This is a genomic window from Pseudomonas syringae, assembly GCF_000737245.1.
GTDB classification, from domain to species: domain Bacteria; phylum Pseudomonadota; class Gammaproteobacteria; order Pseudomonadales; family Pseudomonadaceae; genus Aquipseudomonas; species Aquipseudomonas syringae_J.
The window spans coordinates 143,959-154,676 of sequence record NZ_JPQU01000014.1 but is presented as its reverse complement, the minus strand read 5'-3'; the positions used below and the strand labels follow the sequence as shown (position 1 = coordinate 154,676).

The following is a 10,718-nucleotide window of genomic DNA, read 5'->3' as shown; positions in this document are numbered from 1 at the left end:
CATTTCAGAGGATAAATATCGGATGGATGTACTGGCCTCTTCCCGGCTAAAGCCGGTCCCACGTCGTCGCGCCAATATTGAGATCACTCCTGTGCGGTGCTTGCCCGCGATACAGTCGCTGCGGTTTATCAGATAAATCGCGTCGTTCTTATCGCGGGCAAGCACCGCTCCCACAGGTCATGCTCCACAACTTTAACCATTCAGCAAAAACCTCCTCACATCCCGCCTCACTTGTGGCAACTTACGCTTCATGCCACCGCAATTTGCTCACGAGGACGACCGTGCTCACACGCCCCGCTAAATCCTCATTGTCGAACCGCTTTGTTCCCGCTTCAGGCCTGGGTAATCCCCACCTGCAAACCTTGTGGGGGCCATTGTTGCGCAGGAACCTGCCGCTTGAGCGTCAGCGGGAACGGATCTGGCTTGCCGATGGGGATTTTCTCGACCTTGACTGGGCTGGCCCGCACCAGCTGGATGCGCCGCTGGTGCTGGTTCTGCATGGCCTGACCGGCTCGTCGAATTCGCCTTATGTCGTCGGTCTACAGCAAGCGATGGCCCGGGAAGGCTGGGCCAGTGTGGCGCTGAACTGGCGGGGCTGTTCCGGCGAGCCGAATCGGCTGTCGCGAAGCTATCATTCCGGAGCCAGCGAAGACCTGGCCTCGGTGGTCGCCCATCTGCGCGCATTACGCCCTTTGGCGCCGCTGTACGCGGTGGGCTACTCACTGGGCGGCAACGTGCTGCTCAAATATCTGGGTGAATCGGGGCCGGACAGCCAATTGCAGGGGGCTGTGGCGGTGTCGGTGCCATTCCGCCTGGACGAATGCGCCGACCGCATCGGCATGGGCTTTTCCAAGGTGTATCAGCGGCATTTCATGCGCGAAATGCTCACCTATGTCAGAGACAAGCAGCGACACTTCCAGCACGAAGGCATGAGCGAGGGTCTGGCGGAGCTGGCAGCGCTTGGCTCGCTGGAAAACATGCGCACCTTCTGGGACTTCGACGGTCGGGTGACCGCTCCTCTGCACGGCTTCACTGACGCCAAGGACTACTATCGCCGCGCTTCAAGCCGGTATTTCCTTGGCGATATCCGCACGCCGACGCTGATCATTCAGGCCGCAGACGACCCGTTCGTGTTCAAGCACAGCCTGCCCGAGCCGGAAGAGCTTTCACCGACGACTGAGTTCGAATTGCAGGAGAAAGGCGGTCACGTCGGCTTCGTCGACGGCTCCCTCAAGAACCCGGGCTATTACCTGGAGCGACGGATACCGCTGTGGCTGACGTCTGCTCACGACATGGGGCTTGTCGAGTCCTAACGACGTAGGACCGGCTTCAGCCGGGAAGGCGGTATTTCAGGCGACAAATAAAGTGTGGATGCACTGGCCTCTTCCCGGCTGAAGCCGGTCCCACCTCATATCCGGCTCCCTCACTACCGAGTCAATCCGGGGGCTTTGATATTCCAAATAAACCGCTTCGCGCGAGGCCACTACGCCGTTCATCTATATCGAACAGCCGATGGTCACGGCATGGTTTTGTCTGTCGAAATTTATCTGGATGCTGACACCCACGGGCCCAAACCCTCCAGGACGGAAAACCCGCAAAAGGTAACAATCGATTTTATAGATATTTCAGAGCAAGATTTTGCGCTGTCATTCGATAGATAAAAAGCTAGTCTGACATCACTACTTACAAGGTACTTGCAATGCAGTTACGCAATTCCTCCTCTCGCTACGGTCTGATCGGCATGGTGCTGCATTGGGGCGTCGCTGCAATCGTCTACGGTTTGTTTGCCCTGGGCTTATGGATGGTCGGCCTCGGTTATTACGACACCTGGCGTAAAGCCGGGCCTGACTTGCACAAGAGCATTGGCATTACGTTGTTCGCGATCATGCTGATCCGTATCGTCTGGCGCTTGCTCAGCCCTCCGCCGCCCACCTTGGCCAGTTATGGAAAATGGACTCGGATCGGCGCGCACCTCGGTCATCTGTTTCTGTATGTCGGGCTGTTTGCCGTGATGTTCGCCGGCTACCTCATTTCCACCGCCGACGGCGTTGGGATCCCGGTATTTGATCTGTTCGAAGTGCCTGCGCTGATCAGCGGTTTGCCTGACCAGGCAGAAACGGCGGGCTGGATTCATCTCTATCTGGCCTGGGTGCTCGTGGTTTTCTCGGGTCTTCATGGTCTTGTTGCACTGAAACACCACTTTATCGATCGTGATGTGACCCTCAAACGTATGTTGGGCCGCTCTTAATTGTTCAACCAAAACGGGAATAAACGCATGTTGAAGAAGACTCTCGCCGCTCTGGCACTGGGTACCGCTCTGTTGTCTGCCGGTCAGGCGATGGCCGCTGATTACACCATCGACAAAGAAGGCCAGCACGCCTTCGTCAACTTCAAGATCAGCCACTTGGGCTACAGCTTCATCTACGGCACGTTCAAAGACTGGACCGGCACGTTCAGCTTCGACGCTGCCAAGCCTGAAGACAGCAAAATCAGCATCGACCTGAAAACCGCCAGCGTTTTCACCAACCACGCTGAGCGTGACAAGCACATCTCCAGCAAAGACTTCCTGGACGTAGCGACCTACCCGGACGCGAAATTCGTTTCCACCAAAGTCGTGCCAACCGGCAAAAATGCTGACGGCAAGCTGACCGCTGACGTCACCGGCGATCTGACCTTCCACGGCGTAACCAAGCCAGTTGTGGTCAAGACTGTGTTCCTGGGCGAAGGCAAGGATCCATGGGGCGGCTACCGCGCTGGCTTCGAAGGCACCACTTCGATCAAGCGTTCGGACTTCGGCAAGATGATGGACCTGGGTCCACAGTCCGATACCCTGGACCTGGATATCAGCTTCGAAGGCGTCAAAGCCAAGTAAGCTTCCCGGTTGATCAGAACGCCGACCTCAGGGTCGGCGTTTTTGTTTGCGCGTGAAATACGCCGATCAACTGTGGGAGCGAATTCATTCGCGAAGACGGCGTCCCGAACGATAGATATGCCCCGGATGTACTGGCCTCTTCGCGAATGAATTCGCTCCCACAGGGGAAGCCGATGCGGATAATACGCACAAAAAAGCCCCGAACCAGTCGGGGCTTTTTCGTTCCGCCCTGGCTTAACCTTCGCGGTTGCGGGTCAGCAGGGCTGGTTTTTCACCGCGAGGGCGGCTTGGCAGCTGATCGAGTTGCTCAGGAGACGGGAAGCGATCGCTCTTCGACTCTTTGTGCATGATCTTCGGTTGCGGCTGGCTATCACGAGGGCCGCGAACGGCTGGCTCTTGACGGACTGGCTGATCATCGCGAGCCGGGCGGCGGTTACGCGGGTTCTCTTCGCGACGCGCCTGACCATCGCGCGGCGCACCGCTGCGTGGGCCATTGCGCTTGGCTGGAGGCGTACCAGTGGTTGCACCACCACTGCTGCGTGGACCACTTGGACGAGGACCACGAGCGGCCGGAGCCGTACCGGTTGCCGCGCCTGCGCCTGTAGCTGGAGCGCTAGGACGACGACCGCGACCCTGGTTTTTGTCCTTGTACGGGCTGACGTAATCAGCGCGATTGCCGAAGTTATCCACTTCGTCATCCAGGAACTCGTCCGGGGCACGATCTGCCGACGGGCGCGGGGCTGCCGTTGCACGTGGAGTCGAAGCGCGCTGTTCACGGCCCGGGCCACCGCCTTCACGCGGCTTCTGGGGTTCGCGAGGCTTACGGGCTGGACGCTCACCGGCAGCTGCTGCCGCTGGGGTTTTTTCCTTGCCTTTGTCCTTGCCCTTGTCTTTACGACCGCCACCACCGCCGCCGCCATTCGGGCCATCGCCACGAGGACCGCGCGGGTTACGCGGGTTGCGCACGTCTGGACGCTCGCGAACTTCCGGCTTCTCGGCTTCAACGGCTGTCATATCGAAGCCCATCAGGTCGCCATCGGCGATTTTCTGCTTGGTCATGCGCTCGATGCTTTTCAGCAGCTTTTCTTCGTCCGGAGCCACCAGGGAAATCGCTTCACCTGTACGGCCCGCACGACCGGTACGGCCGATACGGTGAACGTAGTCTTCGTCGACGTTTGGCAGCTCGAAGTTGACCACGTGCGGCAATTGGTCGATATCCAGACCGCGAGCGGCGATATCAGTAGCAACCATGATGCGTACATCGCCAGCCTTGAAATCAGCCAGGGCTTTGGTGCGCGCGTTCTGGCTCTTGTTACCGTGGATCGCCACAGCGGCCAGGCCGTGCTTATCCAGGTATTCAGCCAGGCGGTTGGCGCCGTGCTTGGTGCGAGTGAACACCAGAACCTGTTCCCACGCGCCTTGAGTGATCAAGTGCGCCAGCAGCGAACGCTTGTGGTTGGCTGGCAGGCGGAAAACCCGTTGCTCGATGCGCTCGACCGTGGTGTTCGGCGGCGTGACTTCGATGCGCTCAGGGTTATGCAGCAGCTTGCCAGCCAACGCCGTGATGTCGTTGGAGAACGTTGCCGAGAACAGCAGGTTCTGACGTTTGGCCGGCAGGCGTGCGAGGACTTTCTTCACGTCGTGGACGAAGCCCATGTCGAGCATCCGGTCGGCTTCATCGAGCACGAGGATTTCAACGTGGGACAGGTCGACGCTGCCTTGACCGCACAGATCGAGCAAGCGACCCGGGCAGGCCACCAGCACGTCTACGCCGCGAGCCATGGCCTGGACTTGTGGATTGGTGCCGACACCGCCGAAAATGCAGGCGCTGACGAACTTCAGGTCGCGGGCATACAGCTTGAAGCTGTCATGCACTTGTGCGGCCAGTTCGCGAGTCGGGGTCAGGACCAGTACGCGAGGTTGGCGCGGGCCGTGACGCTGGGATTTGTCCGGGTGACCGTTGGGGAACAGACGCTCCAGAATCGGAAGAGCGAAACCACCGGTTTTACCAGTACCTGTCTGGGCGGCAACCATCAGGTCGCGACCTTGCAACACGGCGGGAATGGCCCGCTGTTGCACCGGAGTAGGCTGGGTATAGCCCGCTGCCTCGATGGCGCGAACTAGAGCCTCGGAGAGACCGAGGGAAGCAAAGGACATGAGTAATCCTGTTTTAGTTAGAGCTTATGCTCAGAGGGAAATCTTGCCTGACGCAAAATCGCATTTAGGGACGCGATCCCGTCCGGTCCTGCGGGTCTTCAGGACATCTCGATACGTCAGCGCGTGTAAAAAAGCGCTTGAGGGCGTGATCGAGGAGCCTAATGCTAGACCGAGCATCCGGGCGTAAGCCTGGCGGGAAGGCCGGAGTATAACAGAGCAATCGCTTCGCGCTGCTTTCCTGCTGCTCAACGGTGTAGATAGCTTGGGATGTCATGGGACCGGCTTTAGCCGGGAGGGGGTCATCCGGCCAAGCCTATGTCGTGCCTGACCTGGCCTCTTCCCGGCTAAGGCCGGTCCCACGGCCGGTCCCACCAAGCTTTCTCGGGTTAACGAGGCAGCTTCAGATTGTTCCAGATCGCCAGGCTAGGATCGGCCTGGTTCAGGGTGTAGAAGTGCAGACCCGGCGCGCCGCCCTGCAGCAGACGCTCGCACATTTCAGTGATGACCTGCTCACCGAACGCTTGAATGCTCTGCACGTCGTCGCCGTAGGCTTCCAGCTGCTTGCGGATCCAGCGCGGGATTTCCGCACCGCAGGCATCGGAGAATCGCGCCAGCTTGCTGTAATTGGTGATCGGCATGATGCCCGGCACGATCGGCAGGGTCACACCTTTCTTCTGCACGCGTTCCAGGAAATGGAAGTAGCTGTCGGCATTGAAGAAGTATTGGGTGATAGCGCTGTCGGCACCAGCCTGAGCCTTGTGCACGAAGTTCTTCACGTCGTCATCGAAGTTGCGCGCCTGAGGGTGCATCTCAGGGTAGGCAGCGACTTCAATGTGGAAGTGACTGCCGGTCTCTTCACGAATGAAGGACACCAGGTCACTGGCGTAGCGCAGCTCGCCGCTGGCCATACCCATACCCGAAGGCAAGTCACCGCGCAGGGCAACGATGCGCTTGATGCCAGCATCCTTGTATTGGGTCAGCAGTGCGCGCAGGTCGTCCTTGCTGTCGCCTACGCAAGACAAATGCGGGGCAGCCGGGACTTTTACTTCGTTTTCCAGCTGCAGCACGGTGTTGATTGTGCGGTCGCGGGTCGAGCCACCGGCACCATAGGTGCAGGAGAAGAAATCGGGATTGTAACTGGCCAACTGACGAGCGACGGTCAGCAGCTTTTCATGTCCAGCGTCGGTCTTGGTCGGGAAGAACTCGAAGCTGAAGCGGCGGTCTTGGGACATGGTGGATAACCTTGGGAACTCGCAAACTTAGCGCCGCCCTCTTGTAGGAGCGCGCTTGCCCGCGATGGCGTCAGGTCAGTCAATAGATATGTCGACTATCAAAACGCATCGCGGGCAAGCGCGCTCCTACAGGGCTGCGGCCGTATCTGCGGAGCGGCTGTATAGGAGCCGCCCGCAGAAGGTCAATCAGTAACGATAAGCGTGCGGCTTGAACGGACCTTCAACGGTCACGCCGATGTAGTCGGCCTGGGTCTTGGTCAGTTTGGTTACCACGCCGCCGAAGCCGCGAACCATTTCCAGAGCCACTTCTTCGTCGAGTTTCTTCGGCAGTACTTCTACGGTCAGACGCTCGGCTTTTTGCGCCGGGGACAGATCTGCGTACTTCTGACCGAACAGGAAGATCTGCGCCAGAACCTGGTTGGCGAACGAACCGTCCATGATGCGGCTTGGGTGACCTGTGGCGTTGCCCAGGTTAACCAGACGGCCTTCGGCCAGCAGGATCAGGTAGTCGTCGTTCTGGGCATCGAATGCGCCAGGGCCGGTACGGTGAATCTTGTGAACCTGTGGCTTCACTTCTTCCCATGCCCAGTTCTTGCGCATGAAAGCGGTGTCGATTTCGTTGTCGAAGTGACCGATGTTGCAGACCACAGCGCGTTTTTTCAGCGCTTTGAGCATGTTCGAGTCACAAACGTTGACGTTACCGGTGGTGGTCACGATCAGGTCGATCTTGCCCAGCAGGGCTTTGTCGATGCTGGCTTCGGTGCCGTCGTTCTCGCCGTCGATGAACGGGGAAACCAGTTCGAAACCGTCCATGCAGGCTTGCATGGCGCAGATCGGGTCAACTTCGGTGACTTTAACGATCATGCCTTCCTGACGCAGGGACTGAGCCGAGCCCTTGCCCACGTCGCCGTAGCCGATGACCAGCGCTTGCTTGCCGGACAGCAGGTGGTCAGTACCACGCTTGATGGCATCGTTCAGGCTGTGACGGCAGCCGTACTTGTTGTCGTTCTTGCTTTTGGTCACCGAGTCATTGACGTTGATGGCCGGGATTTTCAGCTCGCCCTTGGCCAGCATGTCCAGCAGGCGGTGAACGCCAGTGGTGGTCTCTTCGGTCACGCCATGGACGCGGTCCAGGATCGCCGGGTATTTCTTGTGCAGCAGCTCGGTCAGGTCGCCGCCATCGTCGAGGATCATGTTGGCATCCCAAGGCGCGCCATCTTTGAGGATGGTTTGCTCAAGGCACCACTCGTACTCTTCTTCGGTCTCGCCTTTCCAGGCATAAACCGCGATACCGGCAGCAGCGATAGCAGCAGCGGCCTGGTCTTGAGTGGAGAAAATGTTGCACGACGACCAACGCACTTCGGCACCCAGGGCAACCAGGGTTTCGATCAGCACGGCGGTCTGAATGGTCATGTGGATGCAGCCGAGAATCTTCGCGCCCTTGAGCGGTTGCTCGCCGGCATATTTGCGGCGCAGGCCCATCAGGGCAGGCATTTCGGATTCAGCGATGATGGTTTCGCGACGGCCCCAGGCAGCCAGGGACATGTCGGCGACTTTGTAGTCGGAAAAATCTGCGGGCGTAGTTACAGCACTCATTAGAGAGTCTCCATTCGTAGTGTGCGAATGGGCGCCGTTGTGCGTTTAAGGCTCGACGGGACAACCCGGTCGAACAACGCCCCATCCGAGCCTGACAGGAAAACCTGCTGCAGCGCCCCTCGGACAGGTGGCGGGAACGGTATCAAGAGAAGATGACCGTTTTGAAACGGAGGGGATTATAGCTTTTCTTGAGCTACAAGTTGCAAGCGTCGAGCGACAAGAAGGGCCTTGGCCGCATTCAACTTGCAGCTTGCCGCTTGAAACTTGCCGCTGAGGGCTGTAACCCTATAGCCCTAACCCCACGGAGCCAGAGCCCCCCATGAATTTCCACACCCGCAAGTGGGTTAAACCTGAAGACCTCAACCCCAACGGCACGCTGTTCGGTGGCAGCCTGTTGCGCTGGATCGATGAGGAAGCGGCGATTTACGCCATCGTGCAATTGGGCAACCAGCGCGTGGTGACCAAGTACATTTCCGAAATCAACTTCGTCAGCGCCTCGCGTCAGGGCGACATTATCGAGCTGGGCATCACCGCCACGGAGTTCGGTCGTACCTCGATCACCTTGACCTGCCAGGTGCGCAACAAAATCACCCGCAAGAGCATTCTGACGGTCGAGAAGATGGTTTTCGTCAACCTCGGCGAAGACGGCTTACCCGCGCCCCACGGCAAAACCGAAATCACCTATGTGAAGGATCAGTTCAAGGAAGAGGCGATCGACGGCTGATGCCGCAACGGCCCGGTCTTATCTGAAAATGCGGTCTCCTGTGGGAGCGGTGCTTGCCCGCGATGAGGCTGGACGCGGTTCACTTGAGATCGCGCTGCCCCTATCGTCGGAATGCCGCCCAGACCAAGCACCGCTCGCACAGGGTTTTGCGTCGTCTATCAGCTTCCAGGCAAACATCGAGTCTCCCACTGAAAGATAGATCTCAGCACCATCAAGGCCGTGCCGTAGCCTTCATGAACTCGCCCAAGGGTTCGGCATAGAAACGCGCCATGTTAGTGGTGCCGTGCCCACGGGTCTCTGCGCTGGCTGGAATCAGCACCAGGCGCGCATTCTTCAACTTAGCCAAAGACGCTTGCATGGTCCCGGTTTCCGGCGGGTTGCGCTCGTCGTCTGCGCTGTTGATCGCCAGCACGGGTGCCTTGATTGCCGAGAGTTGCGGCGCTGGATCGTAATCTGCCGACGATTGCCACTGATAAATGAAGTCGTTCGCGTCACCCGGTAACGGAGCCGCCAGACGCTCATCGACCAGTTTGTCCGCCTGTGCCCGGGTGGGTGCCAGGGCCTGATAAGCCAGAGTGCCGCCGCTGGTGCCAAAGCCGAACATCACATTCGCCATGCGCAGTGAAGGCGGCGGGCTGCTGTAGTTGCCTTCGTTCCAGGCCGGGTCCTGCTTGATGGACTCGATCATCATGCGCCGCAGGATCCAGTTGCGAGCCGACATTGCCGTGGGTTGTGAGGCCATAGGCACCAGGGCATCCATCATGTCTGGCCAGCTCTGCCCCCACATCCAGGTCTGCATGCCGCCCATTGAGTTGCCCATGACCAGCCGCAAATGCTTGATGCCCAGCCCCTCAGTGAGCAGACGATATTGCGCCTGAACCATATCGGTGTAGTTGTACTGCGGGAATTTCATGCGCAAGCCATCGGAGGGCTTGCTGGATTTGCCGACGCCAATGCCGTCCGGCGCAATGATGTAGTACTTGCTGGCGTCCAGCGGCTGGCCGGGGCCAAACAGCACACCCGCGAAATCCTTGCCCAGCATGTCGCTGGCCGGCCGGTTGGTGCCATGCAGAAAGAGCACCGCCGGGTTCTTCGGATCGCCAACGGTGACGTAGCTCATCCGCAGATTGTCGAGCTTTTCACCGGTGTGGAAGGTGAAGCTGGACGCCGTCCACTCCCCTTCCACCGCCGCCGGATAACTCGCCGCATGGACCATGCCCATCTGCGCGATGATCAACAACGCAGCGCATAGGCCGCTTTTGAAACTTCGCATATCCGATTCCCCTTTTTTATTTTTATGAAGGTGCAACGGTTCTAAACAGCCTTGATCAGCCCTGGCGCGCCCGCAATTGGCGCAACCACTCAAGCCCTTCGGACGTATCGCCCTTGGGCCGATACTCGCAACCAATCCACCCGGTATAGCCCAAGCGGTCGATTTCTTCGAAAAGCCAGGCGTAGTTCAGCTCGCCCAGATCCGGTTCGTGACGATCCGGCACGCCAGCGATCTGAATGTGGCCCACGCCTGCGAAATCGCGACGCAGCTTGGAGATCACATCGCCCTCGACGATCTGGCAGTGATAGAAGTCGAACTGCACTTTCAGGTTGGCAGCGCCGACTTCCTTGCAGATGGCCTGGGCCTGATCCTGACGATTGAGGAAGAAACCCGGCATGTCACGGGTGTTGATCGGCTCGATCAGCACCGTGATCCCGGCCTGGGCCGCCTGTTCTGCAGCGTAGGCAAGGTTCTGCACATAGACAGCGTGATGGCGCTCGCGCAGGTCTTCGCTTGGCAGCAGACCGGCCATGACGTGGATCCGGTCATTGCCCAGCACGGCAGCGTATTCCAGCGCGCGGGCGATGCCGCTGCGGAATTCTTCTTCACGCCCGGGCAACGAAGCAATGCCCCGCTCGCCTGCCGCCCAATCACCCGGCGGCGCGTTGAACAGCGCCTGCACCAGCCCGTTTTCACTCAGGCGTTGTTTGAGTTCCTGAGCGCTGTAGTCATACGGGAACAAGTACTCGACCGCAGCGAAACCGTCGGCGGCAGCCGCGGCAAAACGGTCCAGAAACTCATGTTGCGGGTAGAGCATGCTGAGGTTGGCAGCGAAGCGAGGCATGTGAACTCCAGTCTTTTCAG

The 10,718-nt window shown here is 59.1% G+C and carries 9 protein-coding genes and 1 riboswitch; of the genes, 4 read left to right on the top strand and 5 right to left on the bottom strand.

Features of this window, described 5'->3' with window-relative positions; genetic code table 11:
• The first annotated feature begins 281 nt into the window (after nucleotides 1-281).
• The 3 genes from IV01_RS23120 (at nucleotide 282) to IV01_RS23130 (ending at nucleotide 2,872) form a co-directional block, all read left to right on the top strand.
• Nucleotides 282-1,313, top strand: coding sequence for a hydrolase (locus IV01_RS23120; RefSeq protein WP_032625264.1), 1,032 nt, complete (start codon nucleotides 282-284; stop codon nucleotides 1,311-1,313).
• Between the two features lie 386 nt (nucleotides 1,314-1,699).
• Nucleotides 1,700-2,248, top strand: a complete 549-nt coding sequence (locus tag IV01_RS23125) for a cytochrome b (RefSeq protein ID WP_032625261.1) — start codon at nucleotides 1,700-1,702, stop codon at nucleotides 2,246-2,248.
• Nucleotides 2,249-2,275: 27 nt separating this feature from the next.
• Nucleotides 2,276-2,872: a YceI family protein gene (locus IV01_RS23130; RefSeq protein ID WP_032625259.1), complete on the top strand. Its 597-nt coding sequence runs from the start codon at nucleotides 2,276-2,278 to the stop codon at nucleotides 2,870-2,872.
• Between the two features lie 234 nt (nucleotides 2,873-3,106).
• Here IV01_RS23130 and IV01_RS23135 read toward each other — a convergent pair whose 3' ends face one another.
• From IV01_RS23135 to ahcY, 3 genes are all read right to left on the bottom strand, one after another.
• Nucleotides 3,107-5,029, bottom strand: coding sequence for a DEAD/DEAH box helicase (locus IV01_RS23135; protein ID WP_032625256.1), 1,923 nt, complete (start codon nucleotides 5,027-5,029; stop codon nucleotides 3,107-3,109).
• Nucleotides 5,030-5,415: 386 nt separating this feature from the next.
• The gene (metF, locus tag IV01_RS23140; RefSeq protein ID WP_032625254.1) at nucleotides 5,416-6,261 is read right to left on the bottom strand and encodes a methylenetetrahydrofolate reductase [NAD(P)H]; all 846 of its coding nucleotides are present in this window, start codon (nucleotides 6,259-6,261) and stop codon (nucleotides 5,416-5,418) included.
• Nucleotides 6,262-6,447: 186 nt separating this feature from the next.
• Nucleotides 6,448-7,857 carry an adenosylhomocysteinase gene (ahcY, locus tag IV01_RS23145; RefSeq protein WP_032625252.1) on the bottom strand — a complete coding sequence of 470 codons (1,410 nt, stop codon included), beginning with the start codon at nucleotides 7,855-7,857 and terminating at the stop codon, nucleotides 6,448-6,450.
• 22 nt (nucleotides 7,858-7,879) lie between these two features.
• A riboswitch (S-adenosyl-L-homocysteine riboswitch) is annotated at nucleotides 7,880-7,984 on the bottom strand.
• 192 nt (nucleotides 7,985-8,176) lie between these two features.
• Between ahcY and IV01_RS23150 the strand changes: the two genes are divergently transcribed.
• Nucleotides 8,177-8,581, top strand: a complete 405-nt coding sequence (locus IV01_RS23150; protein ID WP_032625250.1) for an acyl-CoA thioesterase — start codon at nucleotides 8,177-8,179, stop codon at nucleotides 8,579-8,581.
• A 211-nt stretch (nucleotides 8,582-8,792) separates the two neighbouring features.
• On the opposite strand, the gene IV01_RS23155 is transcribed toward IV01_RS23150, so the two are convergent.
• Both IV01_RS23155 and otnI read right to left on the bottom strand, forming a co-directional pair.
• The gene (locus tag IV01_RS23155) at nucleotides 8,793-9,854 is read right to left on the bottom strand and encodes an alpha/beta fold hydrolase (protein ID WP_032625247.1); all 1,062 of its coding nucleotides are present in this window, start codon (nucleotides 9,852-9,854) and stop codon (nucleotides 8,793-8,795) included.
• 55 nt (nucleotides 9,855-9,909) lie between these two features.
• Entirely contained in the window at nucleotides 9,910-10,698 is a 789-nt protein-coding gene (gene otnI, locus IV01_RS23160; RefSeq protein ID WP_032625245.1) for a 2-oxo-tetronate isomerase, read from the bottom strand.
• Nucleotides 10,699-10,718 lie beyond the last annotated feature (20 nt).